Here is a 19,549-nt window from a genome sequence, read left to right as displayed (position 1 = left end):
AACAACATCAGGATCGTGGATCTCGCCCAGCAATGAAACCCGGAACCCCTGCCCCAGAACTGTTCGCGATCACGCGTGAGGGCGTTCCCGTGAAGCATGTCATCACCCCTGATGTGAGCGGTAACCGGAATAAAGGCCGCCACCACCACCCCCGCATCAGTCGGCACCAGCACCTCTACGACGCCACCACCGGCCTCACGCAGCCCTGGAACTCAGGTGTCGTGGAAGGACACGTCAACCGCATCAAGACGCTCAAGCGCCAGATGTTCGGCCGCGCAGGATTCGAACCCCTCTGCAAGCGCGTCCTCTTGGTGTGACCGAACGTCACCCTTCACACGAATTGGACCAGAGCCACTACTGCTCGATAAAGCCAGTCCAGTCCTTCGCTCCTTGCGGTGAGGCGCTCGTCTACCTGGGACCGTATGGGCCACGCGCCGAGCTCCTCCGCGGCCGCAACGTCGACGTTGTCCGCATCGCCTTCATCGTCCGTCCGCCAACCGGGGGTGCACCGGTCGATCGTGAAGGCGTGTCCGAGTGGGCCTGTGCGCAGAGGTGTTTCGATGGCAGCTCGTTGCCCCCCATGGAGCGGAGCGTGGTTCGATGCTGCTGACACTGCACGAGCGTGAGCGCTTGATGATCTACACAGCAGCCAAGCTCGCCGCCGAGCGCAGAGAACGCGGTGTGAAGCTCAACGTTCCCGAGGCGACTGCTCTGATCTCGTCGTTTCTGTTGGAGGGCGCGCGGGACGGCCGGTCGGTGACCGATCTCATGGAGGCCGGTCGGGACGTGCTCGGGCGGGACGACGTACTGGAAGGCGTGCCCGAGATGCTCGCCCAGTTGCAGGTGGAAGCGACCTTTCCCGACGGCACCAAGCTGATCACCGTGACGGGGCCGATCTCATGACCCGCGGCGAGCACCCCAGCGACGATCCGGGCGGTTCGGGGCGGAAGGGCGCGTCGCGGCACCCGCACAGCGGTCCGAGCACTCCGAGCCTGCCGCGGCGGGCCGGGACGGGCGAGAGACAGGCGCCTCGGCAGCACTACACCGGCGAACAGCCCCACATCGACCGGCCGTTGATCCCCGGGGAGATCCTCTACGGCGATGGTCCGGTGGTGATCAATGAGGGCAGGGACGCTGTCACCATGCGCGTGATCAACACGGGAGACCGGCCCGTACAAGTCGGATCGCATTATCACTTCGCCGAGGCGAACCCTGCGCTGGAGTTCGACCGGAAGGCGGCGTGGGGCAGGCGGCTGGCTGTGCTGTCCGGTGGGTCGATGCGGTTCGAGCCGGGCGCGCTGGTGGAGGTGACGCTGATCCCGATCGCGGGGCAGCGCATCGTCGCCGGGCTGCGGGGAGAGTGCGGAGGGCCGCTCGATGGCTGACGTCGAACGCCGGGAGTACGCGGCGGCGTTCGGCCCCACGACCGGGGACCGGATCCGCCTGGCGGACACCAATCTGTTCATCGAGGTCGAGGAGGACCGCTGCGCCGGTGGTGACGAAGCGGTCTTCGGCGGCGGCAAGTCCATCCGCGAGTCGATGGGCCAGTCTCGTGCCACCCGGGCGGAGGGGACCCCCGACCTTGTCATCACCGGCGCCGTCGTTCTGGACCACTGGGGTGTGGTGAAGGCCGACGTGGGCATCCGCGACGGCCGGATCACGGCCCTGGGCAAGGCCGGCAACCCGGAGACCACGGACGACGTCCACCCCGACCTGGTCATCGGCCCGTCAACGGAGGTCGCCGCGGGCAACGGCATGATCCTGACCGCGGGAACCATCGACACCCATGTGCACTTCGTCGGCCCGGACATGTTCGAAGAGGCACTGGCCGCGGGCACGACGACTGTGGTCGGCGGCGGCACCGGCCCGACCCAGGGATCGCTGGCGACGCTGGCGACACCGGGCGCGTGGTGGCTGGAGCGGATGCTGGAGTCCTTCGAGCCCTGGCCGGTCAACGTGCTGTTCCTGGCCCGCGGCAACACGGTCTCCCACGACGCGCTGTGGGAGCAACTGCGGGGCGGGGCGGCGGGATTCAAGGTCCACGAGGACTGGGGCGCGACGCCCGCGGCGGTCGACGCGGCCCTGACCGTCGCCGACGCGGCGGGTGTGCAGGTCGCGATCCACAGCGACACCCTCAACGAGGCCGGGTTCGTGGAGGATCTGCTCGCCGCGGTCAGGGGCCGTACGTTCCACGCCTTCCACACCGAGGGCGCGGGCGGCGGCCACGCTCCGGACATCATCCGGATCGCTGCGGAGCCGTACGTACTGCCCGCCTCCACCAACCCCACGCGGCCGTTCACGCACAACACCATCGCCGAACACCTGGACATGGTGATGGTGGCCCACCATCTCAACCCGCAGATCCCCAACGACCTGGCCTTCGCCGAGAGCCGGGTCCGGGCGGGCACCATCGCCGCCGAGGATGTGCTGCAGGACCTCGGCGCACTGTCGATCATGTCCTCCGACGCACAGGCGATGGGCCGGATCGGCGAAGTCGTGTCCCGGACCTGGCAGACCGCCCACCGGATGAAGGAGCTGCGCGGGGCACTGCCCGGCGACGGACGGGCCGACAATCACCGTGCCCGCCGCTACATCGCGAAGTACACCATCTGTCCGGCCGTCGCCCACGGTTTGGAAGGCGAGGTCGGCTCGGTCGAACCGGGCAAGATGGCCGACCTGGTGCTGTGGCAGCCGGCCCTGTTCGGGGTGCGGCCGACCATGGTGTTCAAGGGCGGTATGGCGGCCTGCGCTGCGCTCGGCGACCCCAACGCGTCGGTACCCACTCCGCATCCGGTCCTACCGCGGCTTGGCTTCAACGCCAAGAGCCCGTCGGCGACGTCGACGAGCGTCGCGTTCGTCTCGCCGGCCGCGCTCGAGGACGGTCTGTCCGAGCGGCTCACGAGGGTCACCCGCCCGCTCGTGGCGGTCCGGAGCGTACGCGGCCGCGGCAAGGCGGACCTGCCGGAGAACACCGCGCTGCCCCGAATCGAGGTCGACCCCGACACCTACAGCGTCCGCGTCGACGGCGAGCTGATCGAACACGAACCCGCCTACGAGCTGCCCCTGACGCAGCGCTACTTCCTCTTCTAGATGACAGCATCAACAGCCACGAGGGCATCGACGGCAACGGCGCCGACCGGGTTGGACAGCCCTTCGCCAGGGGCGGCAGCGGATTCGTTCGCCGCGCTGCTTCTGCTCGCCGACGGGCGGTTCCCCGCGGGGGCGCACGCGCATTCCGGGGGGCTTGAGGCGGTTGTCGCCCTGGAGGGCATGCGGGACGTCACCGGGATGGAAGCGTTCCTGCGCGGCCGGGTGGCGACCGCGGGCCGCGTCGCCGCGGCGTTCGCCGCCGCCGGTTGCGCGGCCGTGCATTCCTGTGGCGGGGCGCAGGCCGGGAGCGGGTCTGCGGCCTCCGTACTGCGCGTGCTCGATGACGAGTTGGAGGCGCGGACACCGTCCCCTGCCCTACGCGCCGCGTCCCGCCGGCTGGGCCGTCAACTGCTTCGCTGCGGTCTGCGGGTGTGGCCGCACAGCACCCTCGACGAGCTCGCCGCGGCCGCGCCGCGCGGCCCGCACCAGCCGGTCGCACTGGGTGCCGTTGCGGCCGTCGCCGGTCTGGAACCGCAGGCCGTCGCCTGGGCTGCGGTACACGACTCGGTCATGGTCCCGGCGACGGCCGCTGTCCGGCTGCTCGGGCTCGACCCCTATTCCGTCTACGCGGTACTCGCTCGGCTCGGCGACCAGCTCGACGCCGTGGCCACCGCCGCTGCCGCGCAGGCACACGACGCCCCGGCGGATCTGCCCGCCTGGGGTGCACCGTTGCTCGATGTCTCCGCCGAACTGCACGCCACCTGGGAGGTGCGTCTCTTTGCATCTTGACCATGCACGATCCGACACGTACGAGGAAAAGCGGTCCGAGCGGCTGCCGGACGGTTCCCGATCCCCCTCGGATACGACGCCACCCTCGCCGGGACGGGCCGGTCAGGCCCCCCTACGGGTCGGGATCGGCGGCCCTGTCGGCTCTGGCAAGACCGCTCTGGTGGCCGCGCTGTGCCGCGCGTTGAGCGCCGAGTACGAGCTGGCGGTCGTGACCAACGACATCTACACCACCGAGGACGCCGACTTCCTGCTGCGCCATGGTGTGCTGCCCGCCGAGCGGGTCCGGGCCGTGGAAACCGGCTGCTGCCCGCACACCGCGATCCGGGATGACATTTCGGCCAACCTGGAAGCCATCGAGGAACTCCAGGGAAGCCTGCCGCGGCTTGACCTCGTGCTGGTGGAGAGCGGCGGGGACAACCTCACCGCCACGTTCAGCAACGGCCTGGTCGACCGGCAGGTCTTCGTCGTCGACGTCGCCGGCGGCGACAAGGTGCCGCGCAAGGGCGGCCCCGGGGTCAGGCGGGCCGACCTGCTCGTCATCAACAAGACCGACCTCGCGGTGAACGTCGGTGCCGATCTGACGGTGATGGAACGCGACGCCCACGCGCAGCGCGGGGATCTGCCGGTGCTGTTCACCTCCCTGACGGAGGATCCGGGCGCGACGGCCGTCACCGCTTGGATCCGGGAACTCCTCTCCGTGCCTGCCCGCTGATGCGGGCCCGCGCGGAGCTCGCGGTGGCGCTCACCGCGGGTTCCGGCGGCCGGGGCCGCAGCCGGGTCGCCCGGCTGCGGTCGGACGGCCCGCTGCTTCTGCGGCCCGCCATCGCGACCGGCGCCGAGCCGCTGCGGCGTTGGAGCCTGGCCGGCCCGGGGACCGCCCGGATCTCCCGAGCGGCCGGCGCGGCCGGCCCTTTGGGGGGCGACGACCTGCGGTTCCACGTCGATGTCGGCACCGGCGCCGCCCTCGTGCTGCGGGACGTGTCGGCGACCCTGGCCCTGCCTGGTCCGCACGGCGAACCCTCCCGGATCCGGATGACGGTACGGGTGGGCCGGAACGCCACCTTGGTGTGGCTGCCCGAGCCGGTCATCGCCGCGCACGGCTGCGACCACCACATCAGCACGGAGGTCGTACTGGAGCCGGGCGCGCGGCTGCTGCTGCGCGAGGAACTGCTGCTCGGCCGGCACGGAGAGCAGCCCGGGACCGTCAGGCAGCGGCTCCGGGTCTGCCAGGGAGACCGGCCGCTGTACGACCAGGTACTGGCGGTCGGCCCCGACACCCCCGGCTGGCAGGGGCCGGCCGTCACCGGTGGGCGCCGGGCGCTGGGCTCAGTACTCGTGGTCGATCCGCAGTGGAGCACCGGACGCGACGGCCTGCCCGCTGTCGCTGCTCGCCCGGACATGGCGCTCCTCCCGCTGTCCGGTCCCGCGGTACTGGTCACCGCGCTTGCCGATGACGCGATCGGTCTTCGCCGTCGCCTGGACGACGGAGTGGCGGAGCTGGAGAAGACGGCTTCGCCAGTGGCTCGGTAGCCGCAGCAGGTTCGCCCGGCATCCCGGTGGGGCACCTGTCGTGACGGGCCGTCAACCGCGTGAAGGGAACAGGTGGCGGGTCAGGAGTGCTGCCAGTGGTCCCAGACCGCGGCCAGTTCCGCGTCGATCTCAGGTGCCACCGTATCCAGGAGCCGAACCTGGGCCGCTGGTCCTGCCAGTTCCATGAGGTAGGGGTGGTGCGGGCCCCGGGGGCGGAAGCCCAGGGCGGTGACCGCGCCGATCACGCGGTGGGGCCCCAGGATGCCGGGGAGTTCGCGCACCTCCGGATCCGTCAGGTCCAGGTCCTCGATCAGCAGGTCGTGCCCGTCGTAGGCGGCACACGTGGTTGCGCGGACGCTGCCGCCTCGCTCGCCGGAACGGCCCAGGACCAGCGTGTCCCGCCACAGCATCCGCGCTCCGGCGGCCAGGGAGACGTCCATCGAGCGTGCCACCCGGGCGCCGTCGCAGACCACGAACGGCCGGGCGTCCCAGTGCAGTTCACCGTCTTCGGCGATGTCGACGCGGGCCCGCCACCGGGATGTGCCGCCGCGGTGGTCGTAGGCGACCAGGCCGGAGGGTTCGACCAGCTCCAGGCGGGCTCCGGGGCCGACCGAGATGTGCAGGACCAGATCGTCGCCCGCGAGCAGCCCGGCCCGGGTGCCGACCAGGGCGATCCGTACGCGGTCGGGGGCCGGTAGCAGGGGGCGGGGGGCGAGGAAGGCGCCGGGGCGCAGTTCGCGGACGAGTGTGCGGCCGTTGCCGGCTCGCTCCACGGTGACGACGGTGGGGTCGGCCGGCTCGGCGTGGGCAGTCGTGTGCCGGGTCACGAGTCGTGGCTGTGGGCGTGACGGTGGGGTGCCATCGGTCCCGGGTCGGTGGGGATGTGCGTGCCGTCGCGGTGGCGGGCGAGCACCGACCGTACCCAGTCGGCGAGTTCGGCGATCGATCCCGGGTCGTTCTTGGAGAGCGCGAGGACCGGCAGGCCGTTGCGGGCGCTCTGGGCGTCGGCGACCATGGCGGCCACGTCGACGTCGACGTACGGCGCCAGATCGGTCTTGTTGACGATCAGGAGGTCGGCGCCTGTGATGCCGGGGCCGCCCTTGCGCGCCACGTCGCCGCCGCCCGCGACGTCGATGCAGAACAGCTGGGCGTCGGCGAGTGCCGGGCTGAAGGTGGCGGTGAGGTTGTCGCCGCCGCTCTCGACGAGCACCAGGTCGAGGGGCCCGTACTCGTCCTCCAGGTCTTCGACGGCGTCGAGGTTGGCGCTGACGTCGTCGCGGATCGCGGTGTGCGGGCAGGCGCCGGTCTCCACCGCCCGGATGCGCTCCGTGGGCAGTACGCCCGCCGAGCGCAGGAAGCGGGCGTCCTCGTCGGTGTAGATGTCGTTGGTGACGACGGCCAGGGCGAGTTCGCCGGCGAGTTCACGGCAGAGGGTGGCGAGGATCGAGCTCTTGCCGGTGCCGACGGGTCCCGCGACCCCGAGCCGGAGGGCGCGCGGGCTGCCGGTCGGCCGGGAGTGGTGGTCGCCGATCTGCTGGCTGGGCTGCTGGTCAGGCAAGGAAGAGTCTCCGTTCTTGTCGTGCGTGCTGAAGCGCCCACTGTTCGGTGAGCAGGGGTGTACGGGCGGGCAGTTCGGCCGGGGTCCGTACCGCGAGGGCCTCGTGCACGGCGGCCGTGGCGTCCGGCTCGGCGGCGAGGATCCATGCGACGGTGTCGAGAGGGTCGCCTGGCAGCAGCTTGAGCGCGGCCGAGGTGATCGTCTGCATTTCGTCGTAGACGACCGCGTCTGCCAGGTCCTCCTCGGACGCGTTCATGACGGCTCCGAGGGCGCCGAGCGTGACCGGCCGCAGTGGGCGGGGGCGGATCGTGGACAGGGCGGTGACCGCCGGGTGTTCCGGGGCCAGCCTGCGGGCGAGGCGGTGCACACCGCGGCCGAGTGCCGCCGATGCATCGCGCAGGGGCGCGGCGGGAGTCCGGGCGGCGAGGGCCCGCTGTACGGGCCCGTAGTCCACCGGGTCCTGTCCGGCTGCCCGCAGTGCGAGGACGGCTGCGGCCGCCTCCGTGGCAGCCGCCGTGCGCAGCCGGGCCCGCAGCAGTGCGGGGATCCGGTCGCGGGTGAGCCCTGCCGCGACGGCCGGTTCGAGTCCGGCGCTGTAGGTGTACGCGCCGACCGGGAGTCGGCCGTCGCCGAGCAGGAGGGGTGCCAGGCCCGGCATCAGAACAGGGAGTACCGCTGGGCGAGCGGCAGTTCGGCGGCCGGGGCGGGCTCGACGAGCTCTCCGTCGATCCGGATGGCGAAGGTCTCCGGGTCGACGTCGATGTCGGGGAGCGCCGTGTTGTTCGGCAGGTCGGCCTTGGTGAGGTGGCGGGTGGGCCGTACGGCGACCAACTCCCGTTCCAGGCCGAGGTGTTCGGCGAGGCCGTGCTCCAGGGCCGCCGGGGCGACGAAGCTGACCGAGAGGTGCGGGGCGGCGCCGGCCGCGGCGGTGGGGCGGAGCAGGACGGGCTGGGTGGTGGGGATGGCGGCGTTGGCGTCGCCGAGGGGCGCGTAGACCACCATGCCGCCCTTGATGACGGCGGCGGGGCGGATGCCGAAGAAGGCGGGGTCCCACAGCACCAGGTCGGCGAGCTTGCCGGGTTCGACGGAGCCGACGAGGTGGTCGATGCCGTGGGCGACGGCGGGGCAGATCGTGTACTTGGCGACGTAGCGGCGGGCGCGTTCGTTGTCGGCGGGCAGGGCGCTGTCGGGGTCGCCGAAGCGCTGCTTCATGGTGTGGGCGACCTGCCAGGTGCGGCAGATGACCTCGCCGATGCGGCCCATGGCCTGGGCGTCGGAGGAGGTGATGGACAGGGCGCCGATGTCGTGCAGGACGTCTTCGGCGGCGATGGTGGTGGCGCGGATGCGGGACTCGGCGAAGGCGAGGTCCTCGGGGACGCGCGGGTTGAGGTGGTGGCACACCATCAGCATGTCGAGGTGCTCGGCGACGGTGTTGACGGTGTGCGGGAGGGTCGGATTGGTGGACGCCGGAAGGATGTTGGGGTGGGAGGCGACGGCGATGATGTCGGGCGCGTGGCCGCCTCCGGCGCCTTCCGCGTGGAAGACGTGGATGCCTCGTCCGGCGATCGCGCCGAGGGTTCCTTCGACGTAGCCGACTTCGTTGAGGCTGTCGGCGTGCAGGGCGACCTGGAGGCCGTAGGTGTCGGCCGCCTTCAGCGCGGCGTCGATGGCGGCGGGGGTGGCGCCCCAGTCCTCGTGGACCTTGTAGCCTCCGGCGCCGCCGAGCGCCGCTTCGCGCAGGGCTTCTTCGCCGACGGTCGAACCCTTGGCGAACAGCATGATGTTGAGCGGTACGCGGTCCAGGGAGCGGTGCATCATCGCGAGGTTCCAGGCGCCCGGGGTGACCGTGGTGGCCTTCGATCCCTCGGTGGCGCCGGTGCCGCCGCCGATGACGGTGGTGGTGCCGGTGGCGAGGGCCTCGTGCAGGGTCTCGGGCATCAGGAAGTGCACGTGGGTGTCGATGGCTCCGGCGGTGAGGATGCGGCCCTCGCCGGACACCACATCGGTGCCGGGGCCGATCACCAGGTCGGGGTGGACGCCGTCGCTGATGTCGGGGTTGCCGGAGCGTCCGAGGGCCACGATCCTGCCCGCCCGGATACCGACGTCGGTCTTGACGACGCCCCAGTGGTCGAGGACGACGGCATTGGTGATGACGAGGTCGAGGGCGCCGTCGGCGCGCGAGGCGGTGGCCTGGCCCATGGATTCACGGATGGACTTGCCGCCGCCGAACACGGCCTCGTCCCCGCCGAAGCAGCGGTCCTCCTCAACCTCGATCCAGAGGTCGGTGTCGGCGAGGCGGACGCGGTCGCCGGTGGTGGGTCCGTAGAGCGACGCGTAGCCGGCTCGGGTCAGTTGTGCCATGTCACCTGTTGTCCGTTCGTGCGGTCCGGGTGCCGGGCACGACGATGCCGGGCACCGCCCGACGGCCGCCCAGCTCGACGAGGCTGACCTCGGCACCGACTCCGGGTTCAAAACGCAGAGACGTACCGGAGGGAATATCGAGCCGGAAACCTTCGGCCAGGGAGCGGTCGAAGGAAAGTGCTGGATTCGCGTCGGGGAAATGAAGATGCGAACCGACCTGAATGGGGCGGTCGCCCTCGTTCACGACGGTCACCTGCCGTTGAGTGCGGGTGTCATTTATTTTCAGTACACCGGATCCGGTCCGGATCTCGCCGGGGATCACGGGATCGGCGCGGTGATCGTGACGAGCTTGCGGCCGTCGGGGAAAGTCGCCTCGACCTGCACGTCATGGAGCATCTCCGGAATGCCTTCGAGCACGTCAGCGCGGGTGAGAACCTGTCGCCCCTCGGCCATCAGGTCACTCACGCGGGCGCCCTCGCGGGCCCGTTCCATCGCCCAGCACGCAAGCAGCGCGACGGCCTCCGGGTAATTCAGCCGCACGCCGCGGGCTCGCCGGTCACGAGCCACCATTCCGGCGACATTCAAAAGCAGCTTTTCCGTGTCGGACGGAGTCAAAAACATGGGGAACCTCCACAGGAGGTCGTCACCGGAATTCCCGGAATTACGTCACTCACGCTCTCCTTATAAGCCTCCCGACGTCACCGTGGCAACTCGCCCCACGCCTCGATAAGTCCTTTTCTACCCTTATCAATCTCCATATACGGGCAAACCAGGCAAAATTTTTTACTTTTGATCCCGCCCACCCGCCTCGTCGAGCCCTCACGGAGGTGCAGTCGACGAGCAGGCGGTAACGGGCGACGAGGTTCGACACATCGGCCGTCACCATGGCCCGGGCTCTGTGGACGGCCTCGACCAGGTCGGCGAAGGTGCTGCCATCCGGTCGCGGTCGCGCGGTTGCGTCGGCGGGGCGATCGAGGCCCCCGCGCCGACCAGGAAGGCGCCCCGAAACGCCGCCACTGTCGCCCTGGGCATGTAGATCGCAGGCGTACGCAGGTTCGCGGACCAACTCACCGACCAAATCCGAGCCGACCTCAACCAGTTGGGCATGCGCTGGTGAGAGAAGGGGTGTTGGAGCGGTCTGAGGAACTCGTCGTGGAGGTCAGCGCCATCAGCCGCGTCGGCTGCATCGTGCGCGTCACAGGAACTGGCTCCGAAGCCTCATCGACCAGTCACAGCACCCTTCATGGGGCGGTGATGCCGAGCCCCCACAGGTCGGCGACAAACCTGTCTACGAAGAGCTGGGTTCGGATGGCTACGCTGAATCCGCAAGCTGGAGGAGGTTGCGATCTGCATGGGTGACGGGCACGGACCAGAACGGTCTGAGCAGGAGGACTCGCTCGGAGCCGGATGGGAGCGGTACCGGCCCGCGGTTTTCGGGGTGGCCTACCGGCTGCTGGGGAGTGTGGCCGATGCCGAGGACGTGGCCCAGGATGTGTGGCTGCGGGCGGCCGGAGCGGATCTGCAGCGCGTCGATGATCTGCGGGCCTGGCTGGTGACGGTGGCTGCGCGGCGGTCGTACGACATCCTCAGGAGTGCCAGGGTCCGTCGGGAGACCTATGTCGGGCCGTGGCTTCCGGAACCACTGCTGACCGGGCCGGACGCATCGCAGGCGGTCCTCGTCGATGAGTCCGTCAGTTCGGCGATGCTCCTGATCATGGAGGAGCTGTCCCCGCCGGAGCGGGTGGCTTTCGTCCTGCACGATGTCTTCGGTCTTGAGTTCGGCCGGATCGCCGACGTACTGGACGTCTCCGTGCCGGGCGCCCGGCAGCTTGCCTCCAGGGCGCGACGGCGGGTGGCCAAGGCGAAGCAGTCCATGCCCCGGGCGTCGAAGGCGGAGCGCGAACGCGTCCTCAAGGTTTTCCGCGCCGCCTACGAGGCCGGGGACCTGGCCGGCCTGGTCAGGCTCCTGCACCCGGACGCCGTCTATGTCACCGACGGCGGCGGCAAGGTCTCCGCGGCGCGCAAGCTCATCCACGGCGGTGAGCGTGTCGCCGAGGTCATGGTGCGGGTGGGGCGCCAGTGGCATCCGGACCGCATCGGCTTCGCCGAGGTCGGCGGCGAGCTCGCCTTGGTGTTCTACCGCGAAGGCCGGGTCTACTCCGTCGACACCGTCCAGATCACGGACGGTCTGATCACCGCGTACCGCAGGGTCATCAACCCGGACAAACTCGTGCGCCTGTGAGTGTCACACCCGGAGGGGCTACCTCGTCTCCCTGATGAGAAAGCAGAACGGGCGACGAAGGAACACGTGCGAGCAGGTGAGATCGATCGTGCGGAACGGCATACATCCACCTGCTGCGTCTTCTCGACGGAGGGCCGCCATGAGCCCTGCGCGTGAAGGGCTGCGTGCTCGAGTCGCCCCTCCGAGGTAAGGACCACCTGTATGCAAGCCATCACTGTGCGAGACCGTGATGCCGGTGTTGCCGGGATGTCCCTGACGGACATGCCCTACCCCCATGCGGCCGAGAACGACGTCGTCGTGCGGGTGCACGCCGCGGGCTTCACCACTGGAGAGCTGGACTGGCCGGGCACCTGGACCGATCGCGCCGGCCGTGTTCGGACGCCGAGCGTGCCCGGGCACGAGCTGTCGGGTGTCGTCGTGGAGCTGGGATACGGCACTACCGGCCTGAGCGTCGGCCAGCGGGTGTTCGGCCTGGCCGACTGGACCCGCAACGGCACGCTCGCGGAGTACACCGCGGTGGAAGCCCGCAACCTCGCCCCGCTGCCGGCGGACATCGACCACACCGTAGCCGCCGCGCTGCCGGTCTCCGGGCTGACCGCTTGGCAGGGCCTGTTCCACCACGGCCGCCTCACCAGCGGCCAGACCGTCCTGATCCACGGCGCTGCGGGCGGCGTCGGCTCGATCGCGGTCCAGCTCGCCCGCGAGGCCGGCGCCCGCGTCATCGGCACCGGCCGCGCCTCCGACCGGGACAGGGCACTCGCACTCGGCGTCGACACCTTCATCGACCTGGAGGCCGAGAAGCTGGAGGACGCCGGCGAGGCCGACGTCGTGTTCGACGTGATCGGCGGCGACATCCTCGACCGCTCGGCCGCCCTGGTCCGGGCCGGCGGCACGCTCGTCACGATCGCCATGCCGCCCACGGTCCAGCCCAAGGAGGGGCGGGCGGTCTTCTTCGTCGTCGAACCCGACCGCGCCCGGCTCGCCGACCTCGCCACGCGGGTAAGGGACGGCCGGCTCACGCCGACCGTTGGCGCCGTGCGTCCGCTCGCCGAGGCACCCACCGCATTCACTCCAGGTGCGCGCATCCCAGGCAAGACGATCATCCGTGTCACCGAAGACTGAACCAGGAGCCCCATCGTGATGGGAATGCGGATCGCCGGCGCCCTGCTGGCCGTCGCCACGCTGGCTGCGGCCACGGCCTGCACCACCTCGACCCCAGCCGCCCACGCCCAGGCTCCTGCCTCGGCCATGGCATCGGAGCACCCCGCCGAAACCTTCAAGCCCCTGCTCCAGCAGGCCCTTCCGAAGGTGAAGGGTAAGACGTTCACCTCGGCGGTCGTCGACTTCCCGCCCGACGCGCGCGCGACACCGCACCGGCACGGCCAGGCCTTCGTCCACGCGTACGTCCTGGAAGGCACCGTGCGCAGCAGGCTCGACGACAGGGCGAGAACTGGGTCGAGCAGCCGGGCGCCCACCACGTGCTCACGGAGAACACCAGCCGGACCGAGCCGGCCAAGCTCCTGGTCGTCTTCGTCTCCGACACCGGAGACGAACTCAAGGTCGACGACCCGAGGTCGTAGCCCGGGGCACACGGCGGGCGGCAACGCTCCGCACGAACTCTGACCCTGTCGCAACCACCGCGGCCACCAAAAGGCGCCCGAAGGGCGCAGCGCAGGCCACACGAACGAATCGAAGGAACCATGACCGACCCCCAGCGCGTCAACATCGGCAAGCAGCACCCGGCCGCCTACAAGGCACTCATCGCCCTGTCGGCGGAGGCGGAAAAGGCCGTGGCCACAGCGGGTCTTGACCCGCTCCTGGTCGAGCTGCTGAAGATCCGTACCTCCCAGATCAACGGCTGCGCGTTCTGCCTGCGCATGCACACCCGCGACGCCCTCAAGAAGGGCGAGAACCCCGACCGGATCGCCGTCCTGCCCGCATGGGAAGAGACCGGCTACTTCTCCGAGACCGACCGCGCTGCCCTCCGCCTGACCGAGGCAATCACACACGTACCGGACGGACATGTCAGCGACGAGGACTACAGCGCCGCCGCGGTCGTACTCACCGAAGGCCAGATCTCGGCAACCGCCTGGCTGGCAACTGTGATGAACGCCTTCAACCGCGTCGCGATCACCAGCCGGTACCCCGTCGGCAACTGACCTCGAGGGTGACACCGGCAGTGATACGGGCTGCCGGAGTCTCCACCGTCGGGAAGGTCATGGTGGAACCAGTCCTGCAACTCGCGCGCGCTGCCTCGGCGCACACAGGCGCGGAGGCGTCCGGCGGTGTACGAGCACGGGGATTGGCCAGGGGAACCAGGTCGACCTCGGACAGGGGGCAGACGAGCGCGGCTACGGCGACGACATCGACGAATACACCAACGCAGGCTTCCCAGTCCCGACCTGTGGTGGTGGCGGCGACGCCCTCGAATCCTCACCGGAGAACTCGGACGTTCGCTTCACTCGACCGGTGCCATCGCCTGTCGCGAGGACCGGCGGAGTGGCCCCGGTTCGCCGGGCCATCGCGACCCGAAACGGGTGAACGCAGCACTCCTGCACGGGTCTTGAATTGGCCTCACCACGCTTGCCCCGTCGGCCCCTGGTGGCGCACCGGGTCGGTTATGGAGCCGAGGTGCAGTGGACGACGGTGGTCTCGCAGCCCTTGGCTTCGGCCCTGGTCCGCGCTCAGGCACCAGCGGAGATTCATGGCGGTCCACTCGGCGATGTAGCAGCAATGGGTATTCGGGTGCGGGGGCATCCACTGCGCCGGTTCCTGGTCAGCTTTCTGACGGTTCGTTCGCGCGGTCACGGCCACGAGAGAAGCCTCGGCGTCCAGGTCGTTCGCGTGGGCCTCCCGGCGCTTGGGGGTCCACTGCGGGGCTCCTTGGACTCCCGGCTCTCAGAGCGGCACCATGTGGTCGATGTCCAAGGCCTGAAGATTCATTGACGGTTACTCCATCGTCGTACGAGAACCAACTACCCCTGAGGACCTTGCACTTGCCCTCGACCCCGGCCGGAGTCCGGGACTCCGCGATGAGCCCTTCGGAACACGGGTGTTGCAGCCGTCGTCCGCGTCCAGGCCCCTGCGGGCGCCTTCGGAGCTGAGGGGCGCTGGCGATTCCTCCCTCCCCGCGGCACCGTGCTGCAGGCCGGCTCGCTGCGCGCCGCCTCGATCTGTGGGGGGCGTGGCCCACACTTCCCCCGCAAGAGTGCGAGCTGATCGGCCGCCTGTGGAGGGCCGTCGGGACCGCGGGGGACCTGGCGCGGCGCGAGGAGTTTCTCGCGGCCTGACGTGCGTATCCGGCGGCCGGCCGCCCGAGGCCGACCGTGGCGCGCGGGCGCCGCGTGGCCCGAGGGGCCGCCACAGAAGGAATCTGCGACGGCCCGGCCACGGACACGCGCGGCGGCTCCCTCACTGCTCCTTGGCCGGGACCCGTGGCCGCTGGGAGTCGGCGGTGGGGCCGGTCGGTCCCGGTAGCGGGGCGGGCCGCGGTCCGTCGGACGGCGGTGTCGGGGCGGGCCCGTCCTCGGCTCGGCGACGCAGGCGGATCACGCCGTACGCGCCGAGCACCGTGAGGAGCGTCAGGAGGCTGGTGCCGAAGTCGAGGCGGGTCGAGGGCAGCACCGCCATGGTGAGGATCACCAGGGTCATGGCGGCGACCGTAAACCAGCTCAGATAGGGATAGCCCCACATCTTCAGGGTCAGCGCCCCCGGGTCCTCACGCTCCAGGCGGCGGCGCAGGCGCAGTTGGGACAACGCGACCAGGAGGTAGACGAACAGCGCCACCGCTCCGTACGAGTGGACGATGAAGGAGAACACCGTCTCGGGCGACACGTAGGCGAAGACCACGGAGACGTAGCCGAGCACGGTGGCGAGCAGGATCGCGCGCTGCGGCACACCGCGTCGGCTGAGCTTCGTCAGCCCGCTCGGCGCGTCGCGGTGCCGGGTGAGGGCGAAGACGATGCGCGAGGCGCTATAGAGGCCGGCGTTGAGGGAGGACAGCACGGCGACGAGGACGAGGATGCGCATCAGGGTTCCGGCGTACGGGATCCCGATGTGCTGGAGGGCGGAGATGTACGGCCCGTCGGTGATGCTGCCGTCGTTCCACGGCACGATGGCGACGACGAGGAAGATCGAGCCGACGTAGAAGAGCAGCACGCGCAGGACGACCGAGCGGGTGGCCCTGGCCACGTTCCGCCCCGGCTCCTTGGACTCGGCCGCGGCCAGCGCCGCGATCTCCGCGCCGGTGAAGAAGCCGACCGCCGGGATAACCGCGGTGAGCACCGGGCCGATACCGTGCGGAGCGAATCCCTGATGTGCCGTCAGGTTCCCCACGTCCGCGTGCGCTCCGGGCCACAGGCCGACGACGAAGACCAGACCCAGAATGAGGAACACGCTGATCGCGGCGACCTTGATGGACGAGAACCAGTACTCGAACTCACCGAACGACTTCACCGAGAACATGTTCACCCCGGTGAGCAACAACATCAGGCCGAGACTGATCACCCACAACGGCACCCCCGGAAGCCAGGCATGGATCTGAGTGGCGCCGGCCACCGCTTCGAGCGCGACCACGTTGACCCAGAAGTACCAGTACAGCCAGCCGATGGTGAAGCCGCCCCAGGGGCCGAGGGCGAGCCGCGCGTACTCGTAGAAGGAGCCCGCGGAGGGGCGGGCGACCGCCATCTCGCCGAGCATCCGCATCACCAGGATGACGAGGCCGCCGGCCAGGACGAACGAGATGATCGCTGCCGGACCGGTCTCCTGGATGACGACGCCGCTGCCGACGAAGAGGCCGGCTCCGATCACCCCGCCGAGGGCTATGAGCGTCATATGCCTCTGTTTGAGCTCGCTGCGCAGTCCGGCTGTCTCGCCCTGCTCGGGCTTGTCGCCGTCCACGAGTTTGTTCTCTCCCACAGGTAACCCATTTCGTTCAGGAATCGCGGCGCTGCCGCACCACCTCGGCCGGAATGCGCGGGTGGCCGCCGCGGAATTAAGCAGTGCCGGGATAATGGCCGCTCCCCGTATTCCAGGGAAAGCGCCAGAACTGGACCTACTAGGGGTGCCAGTTCGGGATTTCATGGAAATACCGATCGCCCGTGCGCGAGGGGTGCGCGACGGACATCGAGAAAGTTGGGTAATGCACGAAAAAAGGGTGGGGCGGAATTTCCGACGGCCCCACGGCGGCCCCACGGCGGCCCCACGCCGGGAGAATGGCACGACTCGAAGGCGGTACGCCCCGGCAGCCCAACGGCGCGAATCGGGCACGGCGGCGCCCTGCGACGGGCCCGGCCCCTCTCGGACCGGACCCGCCCACCCTTGCGCCTCAGCCGCTGACGCTGACGCTGCGCTGCACGTCGCCGACCATCACGTCGATACCGGCGAGCAGTTCGTCGAGCACGGCGCGATCGGCGACGAGCGGCGGCGAGACCATGATCATCGTGGCGCCGCGGTCGTCCGGGCGCAGGATGACCCCGGTCTTCTTGAACGCCGCCGGGAGCACCTCGCGCAGGATCTTGGCCGACTGCTCCGCCGAGAGTTCCCGGTCCGTCTCACGGTCGGCCATGAGCTCGATCGCGTAGAAGAAGCCCAAGCCGCGGACGTCCTTGACGACGCGGTGGCGGTTCTTGATCTCCTCGAGCCCCGCGCGGAGTTCGGGCCCGAGGGTGCAGACGTTGCCCAGGACGTCCTCGTCGCGCATGGCCTTGATGTTGGCGACGGCGACGGCGGTGGAGACCGGGTGGCCGCCCCAGGTCGCGCCGTGGGTGAACGTGCCGCCCTTGGGGGAGTCGAAGAGCTCCTGGACCAGCTGCTCCCGGGCGATCATGCCGCCGAGCGGGGCGTATCCCGAGGTGGCGCCCTTGGCGAAGGTGACCATGTCGGGCACCACGCCGAAGTAGCCGCTGCCGAACCAGTGGCCGAGGCGTCCGAAGGAGCAGATGACCTCGTCCGCGACGAGCAGGACGCCGTACTTGTCGCAGATCTTGCGCAGCTCCCGCCAGTACCCGTCCGGCGGGACCAGTGCGCCGCGGCCGTTCTGCACCGGCTCGGCGAAGACCGCGGCGACGGTCTCGGGGCCTTCTTCGATGATGGCCTGCTCGATCGCGCGTACGCAGTCGAGCTCGGCGGCGGGGCCGCAGTCGCCGGTGTGGCCGAAGGTGTTGGGGACGTGGCGGATGCCCGGCAGCAGCGGGAGGAACGGGTCGCGGATCTTCGGGAGGCCGGTCACCGACAGGGCGCCGAGGGTGACGCCGTGGTAGGCCATCTCCCGGCTGATGATCTTGGTGCGCTCGGGGTTGCCCTGGCTCTTGTGGTACTGGCGGGCGAACTTGATGGCCGTCTCGACGGCCTCCGAGCCGGAGTTGACGAAGAACGTCACCCCGAGGTCACCGGGCGCCAGCTCGGCTATGAGACTGGCCGCTTCGATGGACGGCGGGTGGGCGGCGCCCCAGTTGGTGGAGTACGGCAGGGTCTCCATCTGCTTGCTCGCGGCGGCCACGATGTCGCTGCGGCCATGGCCGATGTTCACACAGAACAGGCCCGCCAGACCGTCGAGGAACCGCCGGCCCCGGTCGTCGTACAGGTGGCAGCCCTCGCTGCGCACGAAGACGGGCAGCTCGGCGTCCTGCCAGACGTCCTTGCGGGTGAAGTGCGGACCGAGGTGGCGCCGCGCCTTGGCGCGGAGGCCGGAATCGGTGGTCACGTGGGTCTCCCCTCCTGGCCCGGCGGACGGCCGGGCGGGTGTTGGATGCGGTGTTGCGGGCCTCCGGAGAGGTCTTCCGGAGAGGTCGCGGTACGCCTAGACGAGGGCCTCGTCGACCTCGACGTGCTTGAGGTCGTGCGCCTCCGCAACAGGCCGGTAGGTGACCTGGCCGCCCACCACGTTGATGCCGCGCTTGACCGCTGCGTCCGCCCGCGCGGCCGCGGCAAGCCCGTTGTTCGCGATGGCGAGGACGTACGGCAGGGTGACGTTGGTGAGGGCGTACGTGGAGGTGTTCGGCACGGCGCCCGGCATGTTCGCGACGCAGTAGAAGACCGAGTCGTGGACGTCGTAGACCGGGTCCGCGTGGGTCGTCGGCCGGGAGTCCTCGAAGCAGCCGCCCTGGTCGACCGCGATGTCGACGAGCACCGAGCCCGGCTTCATGCGGGAGACGAGTTCGTTGCTGATCAGCTTCGGCGCCTTCGCACCGGGCACGAGGACCGCGCCGATGACCAGGTCGGCTTCGAGCACGGCCTGCTCCAGCTCGTAGCCGTTGGAGGCGACGGTCGCAATGCTCCCCTGGTACATGCGGTCGGCGGCGCGCAGCTTGTCGATGTTCTTGTCGAGCAGCACCACGTCGGACCACATGCCGGTCGCGACGGCCACCGCGTTCATCCCCGACACCCCGGCGCCGATGACGACGGTCTTCGCGGGGTGCGTGCCGGAGACGCCGCCCATCAGGACGCCGCGCCCGCCGGCCGCCCGCATCAGGTGGTACGCGCCCACCTGCGGGGCGAGCCGGCCGGCGACCTCGGACATCGGGAACAGCAGCGGCAGCGTGCCGTCGGCGGGCTGCACCGTCTCGTACGCGACACCGGTGACCCCGGCCGCGAGCATCGCCTGGGTGCACTCCCGGGAGGCCGCCAAGTGCAGGTAGGTGAAGAGCACTTGGCCGGGGCGCATGCGGTGGTACTCCTCCGCGACGGGCTCCTTCACCTTGAGCAGCAGGTCGCCCTCGGCCCAGACCTCGTCGGCCGTCCTCAGGACGGTGGCGCCGGCGGCCTGGTAGTGCGCGTCCGCGATGACCGAACCGGCCCCGGCGCCCTGCTCGATGTACACCGTGTGGCCGGCCTGGACCAGCTCGTGGACGCCGGAGGGGGTGATGGCCACGCGGTACTCGTGGTTCTTGACCTCGCGCGGAATTCCGATCTTCACGAAGAACTCCCATCTGGGATGAGGGGGTTGGCGTCGGACTCTCGTCTGGAGCCGCCGATGGCGC

Annotated in this window: 19 protein-coding genes; 10 read left to right on the top strand and 9 right to left on the bottom strand. The window is 70.2% G+C overall.

Translation table 11 applies throughout. The annotated features are described in order from the left end of the window. The 7 genes from RCO28_RS36975 to RCO28_RS36945 form a co-directional block, all read left to right on the top strand. The coding region (locus RCO28_RS36975; protein WP_308945767.1) for a hypothetical protein at nucleotides 1-317 on the top strand (317 nt) is incomplete at its 5' end. A 283-nt stretch (nucleotides 318-600) separates the two neighbouring features. Then, nucleotides 601-903, top strand: a complete 303-nt coding sequence (locus RCO28_RS36970; protein ID WP_308945766.1) for an urease subunit gamma — start codon at nucleotides 601-603, stop codon at nucleotides 901-903. 170 nt (nucleotides 904-1,073) lie between these two features. Beyond that, nucleotides 1,074-1,385, top strand: coding sequence for an urease subunit beta (locus RCO28_RS36965; protein ID WP_308945771.1), 312 nt, complete (start codon nucleotides 1,074-1,076; stop codon nucleotides 1,383-1,385). Further along, nucleotides 1,378-3,090, top strand: coding sequence for an urease subunit alpha (locus RCO28_RS36960; protein ID WP_308945765.1), 1,713 nt, complete (start codon nucleotides 1,378-1,380; stop codon nucleotides 3,088-3,090). Before RCO28_RS36965 ends, RCO28_RS36960 begins: the two co-directional genes overlap by 8 nt. Next, nucleotides 3,091-3,879, top strand: a complete 789-nt coding sequence (locus tag RCO28_RS36955) for an urease accessory UreF family protein (protein ID WP_308945764.1) — start codon at nucleotides 3,091-3,093, stop codon at nucleotides 3,877-3,879. Then, nucleotides 3,869-4,591: an urease accessory protein UreG gene (gene ureG / locus RCO28_RS36950; RefSeq protein WP_308945763.1), complete on the top strand. Its 723-nt coding sequence runs from the start codon at nucleotides 3,869-3,871 to the stop codon at nucleotides 4,589-4,591. Before RCO28_RS36955 ends, ureG (RCO28_RS36950) begins: the two co-directional genes overlap by 11 nt. Nucleotides 4,592-4,614: 23 nt before the next feature. Beyond that, on the top strand, nucleotides 4,615-5,409 hold the full coding sequence (locus RCO28_RS36945; RefSeq protein ID WP_308945762.1) for an urease accessory protein UreD: 795 nt from the start codon (nucleotides 4,615-4,617) through the stop codon (nucleotides 5,407-5,409). An 80-nt stretch (nucleotides 5,410-5,489) separates the two neighbouring features. On the opposite strand, the gene RCO28_RS36940 is transcribed toward RCO28_RS36945, so the two are convergent. The 6 genes from RCO28_RS36940 to RCO28_RS36915 are packed head-to-tail and all read right to left on the bottom strand — an operon-like array spanning nucleotide 5,490 to nucleotide 9,949. Next, complete coding sequence (locus RCO28_RS36940; protein WP_374991321.1) at nucleotides 5,490-6,236, bottom strand: urease accessory protein UreD; 747 nt, start codon at nucleotides 6,234-6,236, stop codon at nucleotides 5,490-5,492. Then, complete coding sequence (ureG, locus tag RCO28_RS36935) at nucleotides 6,233-6,967, bottom strand: urease accessory protein UreG (RefSeq protein WP_308945761.1); 735 nt, start codon at nucleotides 6,965-6,967, stop codon at nucleotides 6,233-6,235. Before ureG (RCO28_RS36935) ends, RCO28_RS36940 begins: the two co-directional genes overlap by 4 nt. Next, nucleotides 6,960-7,625, bottom strand: a complete 666-nt coding sequence (locus RCO28_RS36930; RefSeq protein ID WP_308945760.1) for an urease accessory UreF family protein — start codon at nucleotides 7,623-7,625, stop codon at nucleotides 6,960-6,962. The genes ureG (RCO28_RS36935) and RCO28_RS36930 overlap by 8 nt, the downstream gene beginning before the upstream one ends. Beyond that, a complete protein-coding gene (locus RCO28_RS36925; protein ID WP_308945759.1) occupies nucleotides 7,625-9,328 on the bottom strand; it encodes an urease subunit alpha in 1,704 nt (567 codons plus the stop codon). Before RCO28_RS36925 ends, RCO28_RS36930 begins: the two co-directional genes overlap by 1 nt. Nucleotide 9,329: 1 nt before the next feature. Next, the gene (locus tag RCO28_RS36920) at nucleotides 9,330-9,650 is read right to left on the bottom strand and encodes an urease subunit beta (RefSeq protein WP_308945758.1); all 321 of its coding nucleotides are present in this window, start codon (nucleotides 9,648-9,650) and stop codon (nucleotides 9,330-9,332) included. Beyond that, on the bottom strand, nucleotides 9,647-9,949 hold the full coding sequence (locus RCO28_RS36915) for an urease subunit gamma (RefSeq protein ID WP_308945757.1): 303 nt from the start codon (nucleotides 9,947-9,949) through the stop codon (nucleotides 9,647-9,649). The genes RCO28_RS36920 and RCO28_RS36915 overlap by 4 nt, the downstream gene beginning before the upstream one ends. A gap of 730 nt (nucleotides 9,950-10,679) precedes the next feature. Between RCO28_RS36915 and sigJ the strand changes: the two genes are divergently transcribed. The 3 genes from sigJ (at nucleotide 10,680) to RCO28_RS36895 (ending at nucleotide 13,729) form a co-directional block, all read left to right on the top strand. Then, nucleotides 10,680-11,570 (top strand): RNA polymerase sigma factor SigJ, encoded by an 891-nt coding sequence (gene sigJ / locus RCO28_RS36905; RefSeq protein ID WP_308945756.1) that lies wholly within the window; start codon nucleotides 10,680-10,682, stop codon nucleotides 11,568-11,570. A gap of 201 nt (nucleotides 11,571-11,771) precedes the next feature. Next, nucleotides 11,772-12,692: an NADP-dependent oxidoreductase gene (locus tag RCO28_RS36900; RefSeq protein ID WP_308945755.1), complete on the top strand. Its 921-nt coding sequence runs from the start codon at nucleotides 11,772-11,774 to the stop codon at nucleotides 12,690-12,692. A gap of 578 nt (nucleotides 12,693-13,270) precedes the next feature. Next, nucleotides 13,271-13,729 carry a carboxymuconolactone decarboxylase family protein gene (locus RCO28_RS36895; protein WP_308945754.1) on the top strand — a complete coding sequence of 153 codons (459 nt, stop codon included), beginning with the start codon at nucleotides 13,271-13,273 and terminating at the stop codon, nucleotides 13,727-13,729. Between the two features lie 1,252 nt (nucleotides 13,730-14,981). Here the strand turns inward: RCO28_RS36895 and RCO28_RS36890 are convergent. From RCO28_RS36890 to ald, 3 genes are all read right to left on the bottom strand, one after another. Then, nucleotides 14,982-16,487, bottom strand: coding sequence for an amino acid permease (locus tag RCO28_RS36890; protein WP_308945753.1), 1,506 nt, complete (start codon nucleotides 16,485-16,487; stop codon nucleotides 14,982-14,984). A 409-nt stretch (nucleotides 16,488-16,896) separates the two neighbouring features. Beyond that, nucleotides 16,897-18,273: an aspartate aminotransferase family protein gene (locus RCO28_RS36885; protein ID WP_308945752.1), complete on the bottom strand. Its 1,377-nt coding sequence runs from the start codon at nucleotides 18,271-18,273 to the stop codon at nucleotides 16,897-16,899. Between the two features lie 96 nt (nucleotides 18,274-18,369). After that, nucleotides 18,370-19,485: an alanine dehydrogenase gene (gene ald / locus RCO28_RS36880; RefSeq protein WP_308945751.1), complete on the bottom strand. Its 1,116-nt coding sequence runs from the start codon at nucleotides 19,483-19,485 to the stop codon at nucleotides 18,370-18,372. Nucleotides 19,486-19,549 lie beyond the last annotated feature (64 nt).

It is taken from the genome of Streptomyces sp. LHD-70, from assembly GCF_031157275.1.
Classification (GTDB): Bacteria; Actinomycetota; Actinomycetes; order Streptomycetales; family Streptomycetaceae; genus Streptomyces.
Note: the sequence above shows the minus strand (reverse complement) of the source record. Positions and strands in the feature narration are given on the sequence as shown.